Raw genomic sequence first — 20,817 nt, forward strand, 5'->3', positions numbered from 1 at the left:
GGGTTCCGGTGCCCGGGCAGAAGGCTCTGGGGGAAGGGACGGGTCCATGGTCTTGGGCTCCTCGCGCTCCTTCCAAGCTGGGGCTGGCGCCTTCTGGACGTACACCGTCAGGGGAGCAGGGACCCCGCGAGCCTGCCCGTGCGCAGCCGCCGCGAGGACGGCATGTACCCCCTGGAGCTGCTCTTCCCGGAGGCGCGCCGCCTGCCCCTGCCCGGAGCTCTTGCGCACTCCGCCGCCAGCCCCAACGTTCCACGCAGGGGCGCGCCCTCGCGGCAGCGGGGCATGCGAAGGCCCTTGGGGGGCGTCATGGCCATCGTCGTCGGCACGGATTTCTCCGACCATGCCCGGGAGGCCGTCCGCGTCGCGGCAGCCATCGCGGAGCGGACGGGCACGCCGCTGGTGCTCGTGCACGCCGCGGAGCCCGGCATGCTCCGGCGCGACTGGCCGTCCGAGCACGGCAGCACCATCACGGAGCTCGAGAAGCGGCTCGCCGCCGAGGCCGACAGGTTGAGCCATCCAGGGCTGTCCGTGGAGCCCCAGGTGCTGCTGGGCATGCCGGACGAGGCGCTGGTCGAGCACGCCGCGAAGCTCCAGGCGCGGATGCTCATCACGTCGGCCCTGGGCTGGCGGTCGGAGAAGCGCTGGCGGCTGGGCGGCATCCCGGCGCGCATCGCGCAGCTGTCGCGCTGCCCCTTCCTGATGGTCCGTCTGTCCGAGCCGTTCCTGGACTGGTGCCAGGCGAAGCGCCCGCTGCGGGTCGTCGTGGGCGATGACTTCTCGGACAGCGCGGAGGTCGCGCTGCGCTGGCTTCCGGAGCTGCGCCGGGTGGGGCCGGTCGAGCTGACGGTCTCCCACGTCTACAGCACGGCCACGGAGTACGGACGGCTGGGGCTGTACCATGCGAACCCGGGGCCCGAGGGCGTCGAGGCCATCCTCGAGCGGGACCTGCGGGAGCGCCTGTCGCGCATCGGTGAGCCCCGTGCGGAGGTCCGGATGTCCTCGGACCACGGAAACGTGGCGGAGCCGCTCGCAAGGCTCGCGGAGGCGGCGCGGGCGGACCTCCTCCTCCTGGGCAGCCACCAGCGACGGGGACTGCGGCGCGTGCGGCATGGCTCGGTGTCGCTCTCCTCCCTCCAACTCGCCCCGGTGGCGGCGGTCGCCTGCGTCCCGTCCTGCTCGGCGCGGGAGGCCGAAGCGCCCGTGGGCATCCCGTCCATCCAGCGCGTCCTCGTCTCGACGGACTTCTCGCCGCTGGCGAACCGGGCCATCCCCCACGCCCTGTCGCTCCTGCCCCGGGGCGGAGAGCTCATCCTGGCGTATGTCATCGAGTCGCCGGTCCCCATCGTCTACGCGGACTTCTGGCCCGCGGTGGCCCTGAGCGGGAACGATGACGACGAGCCCGAGCTGCGGCGCCAGCTGGAGGCGCTGGTCCCCAGCGACGCGGCCGGCCGGGGCATCACCGTCCGGATGGAGCTGCTGCCCGGGGTTCACGCCGCGCAGGCGCTCTGCCAGGCGGCGGAGCGGTGCGGGGCGGACATCTTCTGCATCAGCTCGCACGGGCGCACGGGGGTTCGCCGCGCGGTGCTTGGATCCGTGGCCCAGGAGGTGGTGGCTCGCAGCCGCCGGCCCGTGCTGGTGGTCAAGCACCCCGTGCCGCCGTGACGGTGACGCCATGCTGAAGCCCTTCGAGGTGCATGTGCAGGCCAGCTCGCTGGAGTGCTTCCGGCCGAGGCTCACGGGGTCGGAGTGGGAGGCGCTCCAGACGAACGCGGAGCAGGCCCGCGAGCGCATGGCGGGTCGCACCTTCTGGAATGTGAACTCCACCGCCCGGGGTGGAGGCGTGGCGGAGCTGCTGCCCCGGATGCTCGCCTACGCACGCGGGGCGGGCGTGGACACGCGCTGGATGGTGGTGCAGGGCACGCCCGCCTTCTTCCGCGTCACCAAGCGGCTGCACCACGCGCTGCATGGCTCTCCAGGGGACGGCTCGGCCCTGGGGCCCGCCGAGCGCGCCTGCTACGCCGAGGTGCTCCGCGACAACGCGGAGGAGCTGCTCGTCCTGGTGCGGCCGGGGGACGTGGTGCTGCTGCACGACCCCCAGACCGCTGGGCTGGCCCCGACGCTTGCCGCGGCGGGCGCGCGCGTGGTCTGGCGCTGCCACATCGGGAGTGACACGCCCGACGCGGAGGTGGCGCGGGCGTGGGCGTTCCTCGCGCCGGACCTGGCCGCCGCTCGGCTCGCGGTCTTCTCCCGGGCCGCCTACGTGCCGCCCCTGCTCGCGGACCGGTCCATCGTCATCCCGCCCTCCATCGACATCTTCGCGGTGAAGAACCAGCCCATGGCGCCGGAGGTGGCGCACGCCATCCTGGGGCACACGGGGCTCGTGGAGCTGGCGCCGGACGCGCCCGAGCCCGTCTTCACCCGGATGGACGGGGTCCCGGCCCGCGTGTCGCGCGGGGCGGACATCGTGCGGCTGGGCGCGGCGCCCGCTCCCGGGACGCCGCTCGTGGTGCAGGTCTCCCGGTGGGACCCCCTGAAGGACCCAGCGGGGGTTCTGCGGGGCTTCGCGCTGCTCCTGCGGGAGTCGCCCGGCCTGCGCGCGGAGCTGGTCCTGGCCGGGCCTTCGGTGACGTCCGTCGCGGATGACCCGGAGGCGGCGGCGACGCTCGAGGCCGTCATCGCCGCGTGGCACGAGCAGCCGCACTTCCTGCGCCAGCGCGTCCACCTGGCGTGCCTGCCCATGGTGGACCCGGAGGAGAACGCCGCCATCGTCAACGCGCTCCAGCGCCACGCGGCGGTGGTGGTGCAGAAGAGCCTGCGGGAGGGCTTCGGGCTCACCATCACGGAGGCCATGTGGAAGTCCCGGCCCGTGGTGGCGAGCGCGGTGGGCGGCCTCCAGGACCAGGTCCGCCACGAGGTGGACGGCCTGCTCGTGCGTGACCCCGAGGACCTGGCCGGGTTCGCCGCCGCGGTGCGAAGGCTGCTGGACGATCCCGTCCTCGCGGCCCGCCTGGGGACCCAGGCGCACGAACATGTCCGCACCCGCTTCACCGCCGCCCGCCACCTCACCGACTTCGTGGCCTTGCTCCAGGAACTGGACGTGCGCGCGGAGGCGAGCGACTGACGCCGGACACCTTCAGGTGGCGCTCACGCTCCGGCCCACCTCCCGACGCCGCGAGCGCAGCCACTTCTCCAGGCCCACGACGGGCAGCACGCAGGCGCCCACCAGCACCGACCGCGCGATGTCCCCCAGCGACAGCGGCGCGGAGCCGAAGAGGCGCTGGAAGAAGGGCACGTACATGAACGCGGCCTGGAGCAGCACCAGCGCGGCGATGCCCACGAACACGGTGGGGTTGCTCGCGAAGCCCACCTCGCGCGTGGAGCCCGTCAACGTGCGGCACAGCCACAGGTAGAAGATTTGAAAGCTGACCACGGTGTTGACGGCCATGGTGCGCGCCTCGGCCAGGGCCCAGGCGTTGGGGACGCCGTGGTTGCCGCCCTGGCGCGCGAACTCCCAGAGGAACAGGCCGATGGCGCCCGCCGCCATCAGCAGCGCGACGAGCCCGGTGCGCATCACCACGAAGTGGCTCAGGACGGGGGTGTCCGGCGAGCGGGGCGGACGGCGCATGACGTGGCGCTCCTTCGCCTCGAAGGCCAGGGGCAGCGCCAGGGTGACGGTGGCCACCAGGTTGATCCACAGCAGCTGCGTGGGGCGCATGGCCAGCAGCGGTTCGCGCACGCCACCGGACTCCTGCAAGGGGAAGAACGTCACGCCCAGCATGAGGATGAGGGCGAGCCCCAGGTTGGTGGGCAGCACGAAGGCGAGCGACTTGACCAGGTTGTCATAGACGCGGCGGCCCTCCTCGACGGCGGCGACGATGGTGGCGAAGTTGTCGTCCGTCAGCACCAGGTCCGCGGCCTCGCGGGACACGGCCGTGCCGGTGATGCCCATGGCCACGCCGATGTCCGCCTGCTTGAGCGCGGGCGCGTCGTTGACGCCGTCGCCCGTCATCGCCACCACGTGCCGCTGCGTCTGGAGCGCGCGCACCAGCCGCAGCTTGTGTTCGGGGGCCAGGCGCGCGAACACGTTCGTGTCCTTCACCGCCACGGCCAGCTCCGCGTCGCTCATGCCGGACAGTCGCGCGCCGGTGAGGCTCGGATGTCCTGGAGCGTGAAGCCCCAGTTGAAGGCCGATGGCCTCCGCCGTGCCCGGATGGTCACCTGTCATCATCTTCACGCGGATGCCTGCGGCGTGGCAGGCCTTCACGGAGGCCACGGCCTCCTCGCGGGGCGGGTCGAGCATCCCCTGCAGGCCCAGCAGCGCGAAGCCGTCCTCCACGTCCTGGGGCCGCAGCGCGTCCGCGCGGGACATGCGCTTGCGCGCGAAGGCGAGCACGCGCAGCCCCTGCCTCGCCATGCGCTCCACCTCCGCCAGCACGACGTCCCGGTCCGTCTCCGGTCCGCAGCGGTGCAGCACGACTTCCGGGGCGCCTTTCATGAAGAGCTCGGAGTGCTCCGGGTCGCCCGCGTGGAGCGCGGCCATGAACTGGTGCTCGGATTCGAAGGGGATGGCGTCCAGGCGGGGATGGCGCTCGCGCAGCTCCGTCACGCCCAGGCCCGCCTTCTTCGCGGCGAAGAGCAGCGCGCCTTCCGTGGGGTCGCCCGTCATGCCCCAGCGTCCCTCCCGGGGTTGGAGGTCGGCCTCGTTGCAGAGCACGCCCGCGACGAGCAGCGTGCGCACGTCGTCGGGCGGCACGTCCAGGGGGCGCCCCGCGCGAAGCAGATCTCCCAGGGGGGAGTGGCCCACGCCGGTGAGCGCGTAGTGCCCGCGCCAGGTCCACAGCGCCTGCACGGTCATCTCGTTGCGGGTGAGGGTGCCGGTCTTGTCCGTGCAGATGACGGTCGTGCTGCCGAGGGTCTCCACGGCGGGCAGCTTGCGGATGACGGCGCGGCGGGACGCCATGCGCTGCACGCCAATGGCCAGGGCGATGGTGACGATGGCGGGCAGGCCCTCCGGGATGGCGGCCACCGCCAGGGTGATGGCCACCAGGACGGCGTCGCTGAAGGCATACCCCCGGAACATGCCCACCCCGAGCAGCACGGCGGACAGCACGACGATGCCCGCGCTGATGACGCGGCCCAGCCGGGCCAGCTCCCGCGTGAGCGGAGTGCTGAGGTCCGCGGCCTGCTCCATCAAATGGGAGATGCGGCCCAGCTCCGTGGCGCTGCCCGTGGCGACGACGACGGCGGTGGACGTGCCGGACGTCACCAGCGTGCCACCGAAGGCAAGGCTCGCCCGGTCCCCCAGCTCCGCGTCCTCGGACACGGCCGTGACGTGCTTGCTCGACGGGACGGACTCGCCGGTGAGCGCGGCCTCCTCCACCTGGAAGTTGCGCGAGCGCAAGAGGCGCAGGTCCGCGGGCACGCGGTCCCCCGAAGCGAGCTGCACGACGTCACCGGGAACGAGCTCCGCCGCGGGCCGTGCCAGCAGGTGTCCGTCGCGCAGCACCTGCGCGGTCTCCGGCACCATGTGGTTGAGCGCCTCGATGGCCCGGCCCGCGCGGTACTCCTGCACGAAGCCGATGAGGGTGTTGAGGACCACGACAGCGGCCACGACGAGCCCGTCGGTCACCTTGCCCAGCAGGATGGCCAGGCCCGCGGAAGCGATGAGGACCCAGATGAGCGGGCTGTCGATCTGCCGCCACAAGAGCTTCCACGCGCTGTCCGGCCGCGAGCGCTCCAGCACATTGGGGCCATGGCGCGCGAGCCGTTCCCGGGCCGCTTCCTCCGTCAGCCCCTGGGGCGCGCTGGAGAGCCGTTCCAGCACGGCGTCTGGGAGAAGCGCATGCCAGGGGATGGGAGGCGCGTCGGGGGCGCGAAGCCCTGCCTGCTTCCTCGGCTGTGACGGCTCCTGCATGGCGTGCCTCCCCTGGGGAAGCTGGCCACGGGCAGGGCTGCCCGTCAGCGGGAGGCGAGCAATTGGGCGGTGTGGTCGCGCCCCGGGCGAAGGCTGCTCGGCCTCCTCCAGAGCCGGTGCATCCGCTTCAGGTCACGCGCTCGAACGACACACCCAGGTTTCCGACCGCTTCGAGGGCGTTCTTGACGTCTTCCGAGACGATGAACGCAACCTTGAACTTCTTCAGCCGGAAGACATGGGCGCCCTCGGTCTTCGAGGGGTCGATTCGCAGTCCGTAGATCCAGTTGTACTCCCCTTCAAATTCAGGGGGGTGGGCGTCCTCGTCGTAGTGATGCACCTCCCGGCACCGTGCCTCGTCGATGCAATCGATCACCTTGGTGGCATTGACGACGAAGAACGGGTCGGCTTCTCCCTCAATGGACACCGGGAAAAGCTGCACGTCACCGGGAGCCAGTGTTTTGAAGACGTTCGCAACGGCTTCGCTGACGGTGGGCGTTTCTTCAATCGAAGAGAATACAAAGTCTCGCTTGGTGCCAGGATGGGCGACCTGCGCCTTGAGGGGGCCAGGGTCGGGGAGGGTGCGACCATCTACAAACATCCAAGGCTCGTCAAAAGCCTCGCCTGAGTACCGTGTCGGCGTATCAAGGAGCCAATGCGGCACATTTCCAAGCTCCACCGAGTAAAAATGGCGCTCCATCTCACCTCTCTCCCTTCACAATGAAACTCCGCATGTCGGAGCCCTGCGTCAGAAGCTCATTGGCTATCTTCGCAAGTTCCTCCATCAAACTGGCCCGGCAGGTCTCCGTCGTTCGGCAGCGCGCAACAGAACGATCAAGGCGCCGAAGCACCGCTCGGTGATACAGTTCAGGGTGAGGCCCCTCGTGCCCCTTGAGCCGCACTTTGTTCGAGGCATCTTCGAGTGTCATTCCGGCCTTCTTGAAGACCTCCTCGCACCTTGGCGTCCAGGGACCGCCAGTAGCATCGGAGATGGGGTTCTTGTTCGTGCAGATGTGGTGAACCGGCCCCGTCTCGTCACCGGGAAACCGCCCCTCTCCGTACATCGCCAGTGCCGCTGCGGCTCCCGGAGCCAGCGCCACGTTGAGCACACCGGCAGCAGGCAAGGAGATTGAGCCCACCCCGCCGTTCATAGCAGCCGCGAGCCCGAAGCCACCTTCGGCCTGCGCGCGAAGTGCAGCCTGGGAGAAGCCCGGGAGCCTGGGTCCCTGGGCCGCCATCGCGTTCTTCCCACCGAGGGCCGCGGTGACGAGCAGCACCAGGACACGCGTCCCGTTGGTCCCGAGCACCTTGCCGAAGCGATGTCCGATGTCCTGCAACTCGATGACGCTCGTTGCTGTCTCCGCTTCGTCCCACAGGCGCACGAAGCCCCGGCCAATCTCCCAGACCGGAACGATGCCCAGGTAGGCCACCATCGCAGCCGTCAACGCGACCGCAAGCACCTTGGTGACGGGCTCGGGCAGCGTCATCGTGAGGAGCACGGTCAGGGCTGCCGAGGTCACCAGGGCCTTGAGCGCCACCGGATTCAGCACCTTGCCGACCTCGACCTCGACGCTCTCCCACACCGTGTCGAGAGCGAACGAGAGCGCCATCATCGTCCGGTCCTTGCGCGAGAACGTCAGCCCCGTCCCGCCCACCAGGGTCAAGCAGTCGTCCCCGTCAGGGCAGAGGCGCGCGGACAGCGATTCAGGTGAGCTGCCCGAGCCAGGGTCCGCGAGTCCCTTCGCGGACGCGAGCAGGGCCCTGGACCGCACCCACCCTCGCTGGTCGGCCGCATCCGTCTCGCGGAAGGCAACGTCCATTCGCATGTCCAGGAGGAGCTGCGTGAGGGCCGCCTTGAACGCGTCCTCACCCACCTGGACCGGATCCACATCCAGGGACTCGTGAACCACCTGCCTGCCGTCTCCAACATCCACGTGGACAACGCGAGTGGTCGCACACCCTCCCACGAGGAACAATAACGCGACAGCTCCCATCCATCGCACGAACACCTCCGAAGCCGAACCGCCTGGAAATCAAGAGGCCCGGCACTCTCACCAAGAGCACGCCCAATCCGTCTACGTGAAAGGGCCAGGTCATCACGACGTTGAGCTTCTGGCAGCCCGTGGATCCGGGCAAGACGAAGAACATTGGTTGGGAGGGGGCCTCGAACCGCTCACCGTGGCCGGCAACAAGGTCATCCTGGAGCCCATCCAGGACCTCACCAGCGATGAAGGGCGCCCGCTGGTCGTGATGCTGACGGATGGCACCGGAGTTCTGTTGCTGACTGGAGGCCGAGGTGCGGCGAGACGAGAACATCACTCGAATCGCCACCTCGGCTCTCGGCATCGACCGTCAGTGAGACTCAATCGCCCCTGTCACTCGCTCGAACGACACGCCCAGGTTTCCGACCTGCTCGAGTGCATTCTTGACTTCCTCTGAGACAATGAACGCGGTCTTGAACCTCTTCGGCCTGAAGACATGCGCTCCTTCGGTGTTCGCGGGATCGATTCGCAGTCCGTAGATCCAGTTGTACTCCCCCGGGTAGTCAGGGGAGGGGTCGTTCTCGTCGTAGTGATGCACCTCCCGGCACCGTGCCTCGTCGATGCAATCAATCACCTTGGTGGCATTGACGACGAAGAACGGGTCGGCCTCTCCCTCAATTGACACCGGAAAAATTTGCACGTCGCCGGGTGCGAGAGTCCTGAAGATAGTTGCGACCGCTTCGCTGACGATGGGCGCTTTCTCTATTACGGAGAAGACAAATGCTCGACTGATACCTGGGTGTGAGATTTGGGCCTTGAGGGGACCAGGGTCTGAAAGGACGCGACCATCCGCGAACATCCAAGGCTCTTCAAATGCCCCTCCAGCGTCTCGTGTCGGTGTGTCAATGAGCCACTGGGGCACATCGTCCATTTCAACCCAATAGAATTGACGCTCCATCTTACTCTCCTCCCTTCACAATGAGTCGTCGTAACGGCGAACCCTGCGTCGTGAGTTCGACGGCTATTTCCGCTAGCTCCTTCATCAAATTGGCCCGACAGGTTTCAGTTGTCCTACAGCGGCTGACGGCATCTTGTAGCCGACTCAAGACCTTCTTGTGATACAGCGCAGGGTGTGGCCCTTCATGACCATTGAGCCGCACTTTGTTGGCCGCATCTTCCAGCGTCAGGCCTGCCTTCTTGAAAATCCTCTCACATAGCGGTGTCCAAGGGCCGCCTGTGGCAGTTGAAACCAGGTTCTTGTTAGTGCAGATGTGATGGACCGGGCCCTCGGCGTCACCCGGAATGCCGTTCGAGGACAGCGCGACGGCCGCGGTCGCTCCCGGAGCCAGCGCCACGTTGAGCACACCGGCAGCAGGCAAGGAGATGGAGCCCACTCCGCCGTTCATAGCCGACGCGAGCCCGAATCCACCTTCGGCCTGCGCGCGAAGTGCGGCCTGGGAGAAGCCCGGGAGCCTGGGCCCCTGGGCCGCCATCGCGTTCTTCCCACCGAGGGCCGCGGTGACGAGCAGCACCAGGACGCGCGTCCCGTTGGTCCCGAGCACCTTGCCGAAGCGATGTCCGATGTCCTGCAACTCGATGACGCTCGTTGCTGTCTCCGCTTCGTCCCACAGGTGCACGAAGCCCCGGCCCATCTCCCAGACGGGCACGATGCCCAGGTAGGCCACCATCGCCGCCGTCAGTGCCACCGCGAGCACCTTGGTGACGGGCTCGGGCAGCGTCATCGTGAGGAGCACGGTCAGGGCGGCCGAGGTCACCAGGGCCTTGAGCGCCACCGGATTGAGCACCTTGCCGACCTCGGCCTCGACGCTCTCCCACACCGTGTCGAGCGCGAACGAGAGCGCCATCACCGTCCGGTCCTTGCGCGAGAACGTCAGCCCCGTCCCGCCCACCAGGGTCAAGCAGTCGTCCCCGTCAGGGCAGAGGCGCGCGTACAGCGATTCAGGTGAGCTGCCCGAGCCAGGGTCCGCGAGTCCCTTCGCGGACGCGAGCAGGGCCCTGGACCGCACCCACCCTCGCTGGTCGGCCGCATCCGTCTCGCGGAAGGCAACGTCCATTCGCATGTCCAGGAGGAGCTGCGTGAGGGCCGCCTTGAACGCGTCCTCACCCACCTGGACCGGATCCACCTCCAGGGACTCGTGCACCACCTGCCTGCCGTCTCCAACATCCACGTGGACAACGCGAGCGGTCGCACACCCCTCCATCAAAAGCAATAGCGCGATAAACCACACCAATCGCATGGATTTCCCCGAGGCTGGGCCCACTTCACATCCATGGGCGGTTTGGTGGGCAGCCGTAGGTTGGCTGCCGGACTGCCATCCTGGTACGTTGTCCATTCTATGCGACCTGGCCAATTCGCAAGAACCATCCTGCTGGGCGTACTTCTGACCGCTGCGACCACCAAGGCAAGCGACAGGTGCGACCGCCCCCAGCAGCGGTCCATCTCCCTTTCCGAGCACCCCTCCAATGGCACGCACTCCGTCTACGTGAAGGGCCAGGTCATCACGACGTTGCGCTTCGAGCAGCCCGTGGACCCGAGCAAGACGAAGCTCATTGGCTGGGAGGGGCGCCTCGAGCCGCTCACCGTGGTCGGCAACAAGGTCATCCTGGAGCCCATCCGGGATCTCAACCGGGACGAAGGGCTGCCCCTGGTCGTGACGCTGACGGACGGCACCGAGGTCCCACTTCTCGTGCGACCGCCCTGGCCGAAGAAGGACAACGACTGGGCCCCGATTCACGACCAGCAGATCGACGTGTTCAAGAACCGGGACAGCTACGCCTCGATGCACGCGTCGTTGATGGATGCGCTCGCGCAAAACAACGCCCTGACCGAGGAAAACGAGCGCTATCGCAAGGAGGAGAACTCCATCGATCATGCCTACGCGACGCTTCTGGCGAATGGGCAGGCGAAGAAGACGCCGTTTCGATTCGTGGCCTCCGCCCGCCCAAAGGATCCAGACATGGAAATGGTCGTTGAGGTCTACTCAGGCCAAGGCAAGGCGGCAGCCGTCATTTACATGACGAACACTGGCTACGCCGACACATGGGAGTTCGCGGACGCCTACCTGACGCGCGACATGACGCGTCACACGAAGCAGTCCTTCGCGCTTCGGATGACCCGTTCCGCGATTGCTCCAGGGCAGTCAGGAGCCATCGCCGTCGTGGCGGACAAGCGTGCCTTCGAGAAGAACGGGCAGCTCGTGGATCTGGCCCTTCAGATTTTCCGATCTGACGGCAACCAGCAGGTCTTGGTGAGGATGGATCGCACCCTGATTCGGCAGTAGAATTTCCGATCATGCCCACCAGCCGAGCTCTACTGCTCTCCTCTGTCGTCCTACTTGCCACGTCCGTGGCATGCACCACGGCCGGTGGAGTTTCATTACGCTCGGACGGCTCGCCTGGATCGCAAGAGTGTCCGGAGAAGGCGCTCGAAGCCATGCGATACCTGAAGCTGCATGTGGGGGACGCCGCGCTCGTGGAACTGGACGCGAACCAGATGAGATCACGCCGCATCACCCTCTACGATGGCGAGATCGAGAGCGTCCTCATGCGCGATCTGGGCCCGCTGGAGACGACAACCCGGCTGTACGGACAGGTCTGGACGAGCGGGCCGCAGGCCGTCGTCCGGTACTACAAGGCCCACCCTCCAGACGGCGACGAGGTGCCCATCTGCGCGGTGGCACGGCTGAGCGAGGACCAGATGCGGAAGCGGCCCGAGTCAAAGTCCGGCACGGCCATTCTCGATGGCTCCATGGCGTCTGCCGTCGTGGTCAATGCGTTCCGGTGACACCTCCGCCAGGGGGGCTTCAATCCTGGCGCGTACCGCGTCGTCTCGGGCTGCGACATGGCGCGGTGCCTCGCCGGGTCCTCCGCTGTCCGACAGGTAGAGCACGCGCTCGTTTGGAGGCAGGGAGGGAGCAGATCCTCCCACCCCTCGGGACACTCCCTCCGCCTGTCCGCCAGGACACCTCCAGGCGCGACTTCCGGCTGTCCCCCAGGGAGGCAATCTCCCTTTGAAATTCAGGGCGCCTTCCCGTAGTTTCCCCCGCGACTTCGAGGAGCGTTGCGAGGCCTTTCCGGCCCCAGGCTCGAAGCCGACTGACCCAACGGCGCTCACCTGAACGCGTTTCTTGCGAGGGTGAGGCGGCCTTTCTTTCCAGGGCCCAAGCCTCTCCCTTGCCGGCAGGCGCGCCACCTGGATCCGGAGCCACACATGACCGCGGTTACCCAGAAGCAGAATCAGGACTACGCCATCGCCGACCTCAAGCTCGCCAGCTGGGGCCGCAAGGAGATCCGCATCGCCGAGAGCGAGATGCCCGCGCTCATGGCGATCCGCGAGGAGTACGCGAAGCAGCAGCCGCTCAAGGGCGCTCGCGTCACGGGCTCGCTGCACATGACCATCCAGACGGCCGTGCTGGTGGAGACGCTCCAGGCGCTGGGCGCGCAGGTGCGCTGGGCCTCGTGCAACATCTTCTCCACGCAGGACCACGCCGCCGCCGCGCTGGTGGAGGCCGGCACCCCGGTGTTCGCCCACAAGGGCGAGTCCCTGAAGGAATACTGGGACTTCACCCACCGCATCTTCGAGTTCGGCCCCGCCGGCAGCGACCACGAGGGTCCGAACATGATCCTCGACGACGGCGGTGACGCCACGCTGCTCATGCACCTGGGCAAGCGCGCGGAGAAGGACCTGTCCGTCATCGCCAACCCCGAGAGCGAGGAGGAGCGCGAGCTGTACGCCTCCATCAAGGCCAAGCTCGCCGAGGACGGCACCTGGTACTCGCGCAAGAGCGCCAAGATCATGGGCGTCACGGAAGAGACGACCACGGGCGTGCACCGCCTGCAGGAGATGTCCGCCAAGGGCACGCTCCTGTTCCGCGCCATCAACGTCAACGACAGCGTGACGAAGAGCAAGTTCGACAACCTCTACGGCTGCCGTGAGTCCCTGGTGGACGGCATCAAGCGCGCCACGGACGTGATGGTGGCCGGGAAGATCGCCGTCGTCGCGGGCTACGGCGACGTGGGCAAGGGCTCCGCGCAGGCCCTGCGCGCGCTGTCCGCCCAGGTGTGGGTGACGGAAATCGACCCCATCTGCGCGCTCCAGGCCGCGATGGAGGGCTACCGCGTCGTGACCATGGATTACGCCGCGGACAAGGCGGACATCTTCGTCACCGCCACGGGCAACAAGTCCGTCATCACCCATGCGCACATGGCCAAGATGAAGGACCAGGCCATCGTCTGCAACATCGGCCACTTCGACAATGAGATCGAGGTCGCCTCCCTGGAGCAGTACAAGTGGGAGGAGATCAAGCCCCAGGTCGACCACGTCATCTTCCCGGACAACAAGCGCATCATCCTGCTGGCCAAGGGCCGTCTGGTGAACCTGGGCTGCGGCACCGGTCACCCCAGCTACGTGATGTCCAGCTCCTTCGCGAACCAGACCATCGCGCAGATTGAGCTCTACTCGCACAGCGACAAGTACCAGGTGGGCAAGGTGTACGTGCTGCCCAAGCACCTGGACGAGAAGGTCGCCCGGCTCCAGCTCAAGAAGCTCAACGCCCAGCTCACCGAACTCACCCCCGAGCAGGCGAACTACATCGGCGTGCAGAAGAGCGGCCCGTACAAGCAGGACACCTACCGCTACTAAGCGCGTCCTGACGTGACACATCCGGGGCACCGTGGGCTTCAGAAGCCCGCGGTGCCCTTCGTGTTTCAGAACAGCCGGTTGAGGCCGTTGAGCGCCGCCACGCGGTACGCCTCCGCCATGGTGGGGTAGTTGAAGGTGGTGTTGATGAAGTAGTCGATGCCGTTGCCCGGCCAGTCCTGCGCCATGATGGCCTGGCCGATGTGGATGATTTCGGAGGCGTTGTCCCCGAAGCAGTGGATGCCGAGAATCTCTCGCGTCTCCCGGTGGAACAGCAGCTTCAGCATGCCCACGGTGCGGCCGGTAATCTGCGCGCGCGCCAGGCTCTTGAAGAAGGCGTGGCCGACTTCATAGGGGACGCCCGCCTGGGTGAGCTCGCGCTCCGTGCGGCCCAGGCTGCTGATTTCGGGGCTGGTGTAGATGCCGGTGGGGATGTCCTTCACCAGCTTGTGCTCCGCCCGCCCCTCCACGATGTGCGTGGCGGCGAAGCGGCCCTGGTCATAGGACGCGCTCGCCAGCGACGGGGCGCCCACCACGTCACCCACCGCGTAGATGTGGGGCACGGACGTCTGGTAGCCGTCGTTGACCTGGATGCACCCGCGCGCGTCCACCGCGATGCCCAGCGCCTCCAGCCCCAGGTCCTGGCTGTTGCCGGAGCGGCCGTTGGCCCAGAGGAAGACATCCGCCTTCAGCCGCTTGCCGCTCTTCAGCTGGAGCACCACGCTGTCGTCGTGCGGCTCCACGGAGACCATCTCCTCCTGGTGGCGGATGAGCACGCCCTGTTCGCGCAGGTGGTAGGAGAGGGCGTCCGAGATTTCGTCGTCCAGGAAGGACAGCAGCCGGTCGCGCGTGTTCACCAGGTCCACCTTCACGCCGAGCATCCGGAACATGGAGGCGTACTCGCAGCCGATGACGCCCGCGCCGTAGATGATCATCGACAGCGGGGACTCACGCAGCTTGAGGATGGTGTCAGAGTCGAAGATGCGCGGGTGGCGGAAGTCCACGCCTACGGGCCGGTAGGGCCTGGAGCCCGTGGCGATGACGAAGGCGTCCGCGGTGAGCAGCTCCACGGAGCCGCGCGGCTCCGTCACCTCCACCGTGTGCGCGTCCCGGAACTTCGCGCGGCCCACCACCAGCTCCACGCGGTTGCGCTCGTAGAAGGTGGTGCGCAGCTGCACCTGCTTGGACACGACGGTGGTCGCCACGCGCATCATGTCCTTGAGCGTGGTGTGCCGGGCCAGGTCCGCCCGCATCTCCGGGTGGTCCTGCTGCACGTCCATCAGCCGCTGGATGGCGTGGCGCAGGGCCTTGGAGGGGATGGTGGCGGTGTGGGTGCAGGCACCGCCTACGAGGGCTCCCTGCTCCACGGTGCACACCTTGCGGCCGGACTTCACCGCCTTCATCGAAGCCCCTTCACCGCCGGGACCGGAGCCGAGGACCACCACGTCGAACCGCCGAGCGCTCATGGGTCCGGAGTGTTCCCCCAACCCCGGCCCCGAGGGAAGAAATCACCTCGGGGCCGGGCACTGCTTCACACATCAGTGCCTACAGGGCGGCTTCAGTAGGACGCCTGAAGCGTCAGCCCGGCGTAGTCCGTGTAGCCCTTGATCATCACGTGGTAGACGCCCGCGACGGGGTTGCTGATGAGGCACGACTCCGTGTTGCCGCCCGTCAGGGGACGGCAGTCGTAGACGGAGTCCTCGGGCTTCGAGCCCTGACGCACGTACAGGTCCGCGTCGCCCGTGCCGAACATCGTCTGCACGAGCAGCGAGCTCTTCCCGGCCGGCACGGTGATGGTCCAGTAGCGGTACGAGTCCTTCGCGCCCGACAGGCCCGTCACCGGGACGTTGTTGGTCAGCGTGCCCGTGCCCGGGTTCCCCGTGCCGCCGGTGACGTAGGCGCCGCGCAGGGAGGCGTTGGTGAGCGTTCCGGACGAGGAAGCGTTGTACACGCGCACGTGCCAGATGCCCGCCGCGGGATTGGAGACGGTGCACGTCTGGTTGTTGCTGCTGCTCGTGTTGGCCACGCAGTCATAGGAGGACAGCGTGGGCGCGCTGCCAAGCTTCGCGTAGAGGAACGCGGTGCCGCCCGAGCCACTGGTGGTGCTGAAGGTAACGCTCGAAGCCCCCGACGGGATGGTGAGCGTGTAGTCGCAGGAGAAGCCTCCCGGAGGCGCGCTCAGGCCGTACGTGGTGGTGTTGTTGTTGAGCGGGCTGGTGGACGTGCACCCCGGCTGGCCCTCCGACAGGGTGTAGGTTCCCGTGATGCTCACATTGGAGAACGACCCGGTGCCGTACAGGCGCGCCCAGTAGGTCCCGGGAGACGTCACGTTGACGGAGCAGGTCTCGGAGTTGCTGTAGAGGCTGCCCGACTTGCAGTCGTAGACCGACTCGGTGGGGGAGGCATCCCGGCGCACGAACAGGTCGGCGTTGCCGCTGCCGCCGCTGGTGTTGAACGTCACCTTGGTGGCACCGGTGGGGACATACAGCTTGTAGATGCAGGACCAGTCGCCCGTGTTCGCGCTGATGCCGGTCAGGGTCACGTCCTTGGTCAGCGTGGTACTGCTGGTGCAGCCCGTCTGTCCGGAAGGCGTGGACGTCGCCTTCAGGGTCGCGCCGCTGAACGCAGAGTAGCCGTACAACTTCACGTAATACGTGCCCACCTGCGAGCCGGTGATGGAGCAGGACTCCGTGCTGCTGGAGCCAGCGGAGCTACAGGTACTGCTCCCCGTGGTCGGCTCCGAGCCGTACTTCACATACAGGTCCACGTCGCCCGAACCGCCGGAGGTGCTGAAGGTGAGGTTGCTGTTCGCGGACGCGACGTACAGCGTGTACGTGCAGGAGTACTCCCCCGCGTTCGCGCTGATGCCGGTGACAGTCACGTTGGGGGTGAGGGCAATGCTGCTGGTGCATCCGGCCAGGGCCTGCACCCGTTCTTCCGGCGGGGGACCCTTCTCCTCCGCAGGGGCCTGTTCAGCGGCCTCGGTGGGGTTCTCCAGCTCCGTCTCAGCGCCCTGCTCCATCTCCGCGCCACAGCCCGTCAAAGCACACGTCAGCCACACGGCGGCCAGGGACTTCAATCCAATATGTTTCAAGATGTTCCTCGGTTTGTGAGAACGCTTGTCGCCAGGGGGGAGCGAAAGCTTGTCGTCCGTCCGGCCTCGGACAGTACGCAAGCTATCAAGCGTGTCTGACATTCCGCGTGAGGACGGCCCGCACGGAGCGCACGGGCCGAATGCGGCCTTCTCAGGGCGAGAGGAAGAGGCTCTCGCCCTGGGCCAGGCGCTTGTGGGCGGCTCGCGTGTCCAGCTTGATGAGGACCTTCGGGTCCTCGTCCGCCTGCTCCTCCGCGGAGAGGGAATCCCATTCCTCCAGGTCGAGGACCTCCGGAACGACAAGCGTGCGCAGGTCGGGAGGGTTCTGCGACTTGATGACCTTGCGGCCGTTCATCACGTAGTGCGTGAGATGCTTCGCATGCAGCTGGGACGCGTCTCCAAAGAGGGTGAGCCACGCGCCAGAGCCGGAGTCGACGAGCTCCGCCTCCACCACTCCCGCCGCGTACGTCACGCTGTCCATCGAGGTCGCGACGAGCGTCTCCTTCACGCGCAGCGTGCCGGTGCAGACGAAGGTGAAGCCCACGCCGACGAAGAGGTTGCGGCACGTGACGTCGCCGAACACGATGAGGACCCCCTCGTCCCGCCTGGCGGCTTCCACCAGCACGTTGCCTTCGACGTCCAGGTTCCCCATCACCAGCGTGTAGGCGTTGGGCGGCCGCCAGGGAGCGGCGCCCGTCTCCTTCACCTCCGCGGGCTGGGCCCAGGGCTCCTCGACGTCCAGGGTGAACAGGCCCTCGACGAACTTGCGCAGCGCTTCGGGCGCTGACTGGAGCTGGGGCGGGGCGGTGGGCCTGGGCGGCATGGGCGGGCTTCCTTCCGGTGAGGGGGTCCAGGCCTCCTCCTGCCCGGGGGCGGAGGCTGGGGCAACCGCATTCGTCACTCGATGGTGGCGAGGGCCTCCACGCCGTTCTCCTGGCACCAGCGGCGGTACGTCTCCAGCCGCTCCGCGGGGCTCACGCTCTTGAGGACCTGACCGTCGTCGCCCAGGTATTCGATGCCGCCCTTCACGGTGATGTGCAGGACGAGGGGCTCATCGCCCACGACCTGCCAGCTGTCGACGTTGCCGGACGGCTCATAGACATACGTGCCCGGGCCAATCACCTCGCCGGTGTCGAGCAGCTGGCGGTGGCCGGAGATGTTGAAGGCGTGCGACTCGCCGACGTGGCGGTGCCGGGGGATGAGGGTGCCGGGCTCCAGGCGGAAGAGGTACATCCAGCCGCTGCCGTCGCGGAAGAAGCGCAGCGGCTTGAACGCGAGCCCGGGCCGGCCCATGGGGATCCACGGCATGCGTTCGGAGTCGACGGGGTGGGAGGCGTAGGTGGAATCGGCCATGCCGGAAGGATGGTCCGCCGCTGGCCCGGTGACAGGGCCAGGATTGACGAATTTCATTGGGCCAATCCGTGGGAGGATGCGGCATGGACTTCCATGTGGAGCTCCGGGGACGCCGGGACCTGGCCGGGCAGATTTACCGGGGGCTGCGCGCGGCCATCCTCGACGGGCGCCTGCGCCGTGGGGAGCGGTTGCCGCCCACCCGCGAGCTGGCCCTGCGCCTGGACGTGGCCCGGAACACCGTGGGCGTGGCGTATGAATGGCTCACCGCCGAGGGCCTCATCGCGGGGCGCACGCGGGCGGGGAGCTTCGTCCAGGGAGAGGCGTCACGGCCGCGTGGCAGGGCAGGGCGGGAGGCCCAGGTGCCGCTGCGCGCCCGGGCCTTCTGGCGCTCATTGCCGGACCTGCCCGCACCGCTGGCTCCCGCCGCGTATGACTTTGGCGTGGGCAGCCCGGATGTCTCGGGCTTCCCATTCGAGTCCTGGCGCCGGCTGGTGGCGCGCCAGCTGCGGGCCGCCACGATGTCCGGGGGCTACGTGGACGCTGCCGGGCACCGGGGGCTGCGGGAGGCGGTGGCGCGGCACGTGGGCGTCTCGCGGGGCGTGCGCGCGGAGGTAGATGACGTGTTCATCACCAATGGCGCGCAGCAGGCGCTGGACCTCGTGGGCCGGGTGCTCATCGAGCCGGGGGACTGCGTCGCCATGGAGGAGCCGGGCTATCCGCCCGCGCGGCAGGTGTTCCAGTCGCTGGGCGCGCGCGTCGTGCCTGTTCCGGTGGACGCGGAAGGGCTGGACGTGGCCGCGCTGCCGGACGCCGCTCGGCTCGTCTACGTCACGCCGTCGCACCAGTTCCCGCTGGGCATGCCCATGTCGCCCGCGCGCAGGGTGGCGCTGCTGGAGTGGGCGAAGCGGCGCGACGCGGTGGTGATTGAAGACGACTACGACAGCGAGTTCCGCTTTGGCGGACGGCCCCTGGAGACGTTGCATGGGATGGACCGTTCCGGGCGGGTGCTCTATGTGGGCTCGTTCTCGAAGGTGATGGTCCCCATGCTGCGGATGGGGTTCCTCGTCGCGCCGCCGTCGCTCCAGCGGGAGCTGCGGTGGGCACGGCGCGTGATGGATTGGCACAGTCCGGTGCCGGAGCAGGCAGCGCTCGCGCGGTTCATCGACAGTGGGCTCTTGGCGCGGCACATCCGCAAGATGCGGCGGGATTACGAGGCGAGGCACGCGCGCGTGGCGGAGGGGCTTTCGCGCCACTGCGGAGACTGGCTCCAGGTGGTGCCCTCCGTGGCGGGCCTGCACCTGTGCGCGACGTTCCGGCGAGGCGGCGTGGCGTTGGAGCGGGAGACGGTGGCTCGGGCCCGGGCGGTGGATGTGGGGCTCATCAGCCTGTCGCGTTACTTCGCGGGGCCACGAGCTCGGCCAGGGCTGGTGCTGGGATATGGCGGTATTCCTGCGACACGCATTCCAGAAGGCTTGAAGCGGCTGGGAGCCAGCCTTTCCCATGTGGGATTGACGAAGGGTTGAAGGCAGGCCCTAATTCCTCTCTTCATGCTCAGTGCCGTCGAGGGGGAAGTTGAGTCACAGGCCGTGTGTCCGCAGCATCCCGAAAGGGCAGCGGTGCGCACCTGCGCGCGGTGTGGAAGATATGTGTGCTCGGGGTGCGAACAGGAGAACGGCCAGTGCCGCGAGTGCATGCGGCTCTCCGCCCTGGAGGTGCCCGACTCCCGTGGCCGAGCTCGGCGAGCGGTGACCGCGCTCCAGTTCTCCGCGGCGACGGACCTCTTGAGCCTGGGCCTCCACGTCATCCTGTCCCTGGGGGTGTTCACCGAAGAGGTGCAGGGCGTGCCCGCCGCGGGCGTGGTCTTCCTGAACGTGGGGGGAGGCCTCCTGGCCCAGGTCTTCCTCCTGATGTGGTTCCACCGGGTCGTCCGTCAGCTCAAGGCCCTGGGGCGTGACATCGGGGATTCCCCTGCGATGGCGGTCTGGTGGTGGCTGATTCCCCTGGCCAACTGGGTGAAGCCCTACCACCTGATGAAGGATGTCGCGACGCGGCTGGGTGGGGCGCACTTCGCCTCGGTGCTTCCCCTCTCCGTGTGGTGGGGGGCCAACGTCCTGTCGCGGATCATGAATCAGGTGGACCAGCGGATCATCGGGAAGCTGGAGACGGCGGATGGGGGCATGTCGACCGCCGGCGCCGTGGTGGGCCTGATCGCCGCTGGCTCCGCCCTGGTCATGGCCCTCTTCAGCATCCAGATCATCCGGGCGCTCCAGGAGAAGCTCGACCAGCGGCGCGACGGGCTGGAGTTCGGGGACGGCCCTGTGCCGGAGGCCGGGGCCGAAGCGGCGTGAGGCGGGTTACTTCGCCAGCCGGGTCGCGTGGCTCGCGGCGAGCTTCCACTGGCCCTCGCGGTAGACCCAGGTGTCGGTGAACTGGAAGTCGCCTTCGAACTGCGTCTTGCCGGAGTGGCCCTTGAGGGTGGTGATGCCGGTGACGACGGCGGCGTCGCCATACAGGCGGATCTTCTGGTGGTGGTTGCGGAAGACCTCATAGACGGGGTCCTTCTTCGCCACCTCCGCCAGGTTCTGCTCCAGGTCGGTCACCGTGCCCTTGGAGTCGGTGAGCGTGAAGCGCGCGTCCAGGCTCTTTCGCAGCGTGGCGACGTCGGCGGTCTCGAAGGCGCGGCAGAGCGCGGCCTCGACCTTGAGCAGCTCGCGCTCGTCCTTCGCGGGGTCCCGGGCTTCCGCGGCGCCCGTGGCGAGGGCGAGAATGGTGGTCAGCGTGGGCTGGAGTTTCATCCGGGGCTCCGTGCGTGAGGTGG

The 20,817-nt window shown here is 68.0% G+C and carries 17 protein-coding genes and 1 riboswitch; of the genes, 7 read left to right on the forward strand and 10 right to left on the reverse strand.

Translation table 11 applies throughout. From position 1 onward, the window contains the following. Nucleotides 1-138: 138 nt before the first annotated feature. Together D7Y15_RS09325 and D7Y15_RS09330 are read left to right on the forward strand one after the other, a co-directional pair. A complete protein-coding gene (locus tag D7Y15_RS09325; protein ID WP_121752322.1) occupies nt 139-1,662 on the forward strand; it encodes a universal stress protein in 1,524 nt (507 codons plus the stop codon). A gap of 10 nt (nt 1,663-1,672) precedes the next feature. Continuing rightward, nucleotides 1,673-3,121 (forward strand): glycosyltransferase, encoded by a 1,449-nt coding sequence (locus D7Y15_RS09330; RefSeq protein WP_121752323.1) that lies wholly within the window; start codon nt 1,673-1,675, stop codon nt 3,119-3,121. A 12-nt stretch (nt 3,122-3,133) separates the two neighbouring features. Here the strand turns inward: D7Y15_RS09330 and D7Y15_RS09335 are convergent, their stop codons facing one another. The 5 genes from D7Y15_RS09335 to D7Y15_RS09360 all read right to left on the reverse strand — a co-directional run bounded on the left by D7Y15_RS09335 (nt 3,134) and on the right by D7Y15_RS09360 (nt 10,151). Next, complete coding sequence (locus tag D7Y15_RS09335; RefSeq protein WP_121752324.1) at nt 3,134-5,914, reverse strand: HAD-IC family P-type ATPase; 2,781 nt, start codon at nt 5,912-5,914, stop codon at nt 3,134-3,136. 127 nt (nt 5,915-6,041) lie between these two features. Beyond that, nucleotides 6,042-6,611, reverse strand: coding sequence for a DUF1629 domain-containing protein (locus tag D7Y15_RS09340; RefSeq protein ID WP_199745902.1), 570 nt, complete (start codon nt 6,609-6,611; stop codon nt 6,042-6,044). Nucleotide 6,612: 1 nt separating this feature from the next. Continuing rightward, the gene (locus tag D7Y15_RS09345; protein ID WP_121752354.1) at nt 6,613-7,914 is read right to left on the reverse strand and encodes an AHH domain-containing protein; all 1,302 of its coding nucleotides are present in this window, start codon (nt 7,912-7,914) and stop codon (nt 6,613-6,615) included. A gap of 349 nt (nt 7,915-8,263) precedes the next feature. Continuing rightward, the gene (locus D7Y15_RS09355; protein ID WP_199733916.1) at nt 8,264-8,851 is read right to left on the reverse strand and encodes a DUF1629 domain-containing protein; all 588 of its coding nucleotides are present in this window, start codon (nt 8,849-8,851) and stop codon (nt 8,264-8,266) included. A 1-nt stretch (nt 8,852) separates the two neighbouring features. Then, nucleotides 8,853-10,151 carry an AHH domain-containing protein gene (locus D7Y15_RS09360; RefSeq protein ID WP_121752325.1) on the reverse strand — a complete coding sequence of 433 codons (1,299 nt, stop codon included), beginning with the start codon at nt 10,149-10,151 and terminating at the stop codon, nt 8,853-8,855. A gap of 99 nt (nt 10,152-10,250) precedes the next feature. Between D7Y15_RS09360 and D7Y15_RS09365 the strand changes: the two genes are divergently transcribed. The 3 genes from D7Y15_RS09365 to ahcY all read left to right on the forward strand — a co-directional run bounded on the left by D7Y15_RS09365 (nt 10,251) and on the right by ahcY (nt 13,555). Further along, the gene (locus tag D7Y15_RS09365) at nt 10,251-11,195 is read left to right on the forward strand and encodes a DUF2381 family protein (RefSeq protein WP_120579832.1); all 945 of its coding nucleotides are present in this window, start codon (nt 10,251-10,253) and stop codon (nt 11,193-11,195) included. A gap of 152 nt (nt 11,196-11,347) precedes the next feature. Beyond that, nucleotides 11,348-11,698, forward strand: coding sequence for a hypothetical protein (locus D7Y15_RS09370; RefSeq protein WP_306770436.1), 351 nt, complete (start codon nt 11,348-11,350; stop codon nt 11,696-11,698). Between the two features lie 262 nt (nt 11,699-11,960). Next, nucleotides 11,961-12,033, forward strand: a riboswitch (S-adenosyl-L-homocysteine riboswitch). Nucleotides 12,034-12,124: 91 nt separating this feature from the next. Next, nucleotides 12,125-13,555 (forward strand): adenosylhomocysteinase, encoded by a 1,431-nt coding sequence (gene ahcY / locus D7Y15_RS09375; protein ID WP_120579830.1) that lies wholly within the window; start codon nt 12,125-12,127, stop codon nt 13,553-13,555. 65 nt (nt 13,556-13,620) lie between these two features. Here the strand turns inward: ahcY and sthA are convergent, their stop codons facing one another. The 4 genes from sthA to D7Y15_RS09395 all read right to left on the reverse strand — a co-directional run bounded on the left by sthA (nt 13,621) and on the right by D7Y15_RS09395 (nt 17,999). After that, nucleotides 13,621-15,018, reverse strand: a complete 1,398-nt coding sequence (sthA, locus tag D7Y15_RS09380) for a Si-specific NAD(P)(+) transhydrogenase (RefSeq protein ID WP_121752326.1) — start codon at nt 15,016-15,018, stop codon at nt 13,621-13,623. A gap of 92 nt (nt 15,019-15,110) precedes the next feature. After that, nucleotides 15,111-16,646, reverse strand: coding sequence for a PPC domain-containing protein (locus tag D7Y15_RS09385; RefSeq protein WP_158629024.1), 1,536 nt, complete (start codon nt 16,644-16,646; stop codon nt 15,111-15,113). A gap of 151 nt (nt 16,647-16,797) precedes the next feature. Beyond that, nucleotides 16,798-17,469, reverse strand: a complete 672-nt coding sequence (locus D7Y15_RS09390; protein WP_121752328.1) for a hypothetical protein — start codon at nt 17,467-17,469, stop codon at nt 16,798-16,800. A gap of 74 nt (nt 17,470-17,543) precedes the next feature. Beyond that, nucleotides 17,544-17,999, reverse strand: a complete 456-nt coding sequence (locus tag D7Y15_RS09395) for an anti-sigma factor (protein ID WP_121752355.1) — start codon at nt 17,997-17,999, stop codon at nt 17,544-17,546. A gap of 83 nt (nt 18,000-18,082) precedes the next feature. Here D7Y15_RS09395 and D7Y15_RS09400 point away from each other — a divergent pair, with 83 nt between their 5' ends. After that, nucleotides 18,083-19,522, forward strand: coding sequence for a PLP-dependent aminotransferase family protein (locus D7Y15_RS09400; protein WP_121752329.1), 1,440 nt, complete (start codon nt 18,083-18,085; stop codon nt 19,520-19,522). Nucleotides 19,523-19,690: 168 nt separating this feature from the next. Next, nucleotides 19,691-20,347 (forward strand): DUF4328 domain-containing protein, encoded by a 657-nt coding sequence (locus D7Y15_RS09405; RefSeq protein ID WP_158624560.1) that lies wholly within the window; start codon nt 19,691-19,693, stop codon nt 20,345-20,347. A gap of 6 nt (nt 20,348-20,353) precedes the next feature. Here D7Y15_RS09405 and D7Y15_RS09410 read toward each other — a convergent pair whose 3' ends face one another. Beyond that, nucleotides 20,354-20,794: a nuclear transport factor 2 family protein gene (locus D7Y15_RS09410; protein ID WP_121752330.1), complete on the reverse strand. Its 441-nt coding sequence runs from the start codon at nt 20,792-20,794 to the stop codon at nt 20,354-20,356. Between the last annotated feature and the right edge of the window lie 23 nt (nt 20,795-20,817).

It is taken from the genome of Corallococcus sp. AB030 (assembly GCF_003668965.1).
Classification (GTDB): domain Bacteria; phylum Myxococcota; class Myxococcia; order Myxococcales; family Myxococcaceae; genus Corallococcus; species Corallococcus exiguus.

Excerpts from the sequence above, each read along its gene's own strand:
- D7Y15_RS09340 (WP_199745902.1), bottom strand. The coding sequence starts at position 6,611 with ATGGAGCGCCATTTTTACTCGGTGGAGCTTGGAAATGTGCCGCATTGG.
- D7Y15_RS09365 (WP_120579832.1), top strand. The coding sequence starts at position 10,251 with ATGCGACCTGGCCAATTCGCAAGAACCATCCTGCTGGGCGTACTTCTG.
- D7Y15_RS09335 (WP_121752324.1), bottom strand. The coding sequence starts at position 5,914 with ATGCAGGAGCCGTCACAGCCGAGGAAGCAGGCAGGGCTTCGCGCCCCC.
- sthA (WP_121752326.1), bottom strand. The coding sequence starts at position 15,018 with ATGAGCGCTCGGCGGTTCGACGTGGTGGTCCTCGGCTCCGGTCCCGGC.
- D7Y15_RS09360 (WP_121752325.1), bottom strand. The coding sequence starts at position 10,151 with ATGCGATTGGTGTGGTTTATCGCGCTATTGCTTTTGATGGAGGGGTGT.
- D7Y15_RS09390 (WP_121752328.1), bottom strand. The coding sequence starts at position 17,469 with ATGCCGCCCAGGCCCACCGCCCCGCCCCAGCTCCAGTCAGCGCCCGAA.
- D7Y15_RS09330 (WP_121752323.1), top strand. The coding sequence starts at position 1,673 with ATGCTGAAGCCCTTCGAGGTGCATGTGCAGGCCAGCTCGCTGGAGTGC.
- D7Y15_RS09410 (WP_121752330.1), bottom strand. The coding sequence starts at position 20,794 with ATGAAACTCCAGCCCACGCTGACCACCATTCTCGCCCTCGCCACGGGC.
- D7Y15_RS09400 (WP_121752329.1), top strand. The coding sequence starts at position 18,083 with ATGGACTTCCATGTGGAGCTCCGGGGACGCCGGGACCTGGCCGGGCAG.
- D7Y15_RS09405 (WP_158624560.1), top strand. The coding sequence starts at position 19,691 with ATGCGGCTCTCCGCCCTGGAGGTGCCCGACTCCCGTGGCCGAGCTCGG.
- ahcY (WP_120579830.1), top strand. The coding sequence starts at position 12,125 with ATGACCGCGGTTACCCAGAAGCAGAATCAGGACTACGCCATCGCCGAC.
- D7Y15_RS09395 (WP_121752355.1), bottom strand. The coding sequence starts at position 17,999 with ATGGCCGATTCCACCTACGCCTCCCACCCCGTCGACTCCGAACGCATG.
- D7Y15_RS09370 (WP_306770436.1), top strand. The coding sequence starts at position 11,348 with ATGCGATACCTGAAGCTGCATGTGGGGGACGCCGCGCTCGTGGAACTG.
- D7Y15_RS09355 (WP_199733916.1), bottom strand. The coding sequence starts at position 8,851 with ATGGAGCGTCAATTCTATTGGGTTGAAATGGACGATGTGCCCCAGTGG.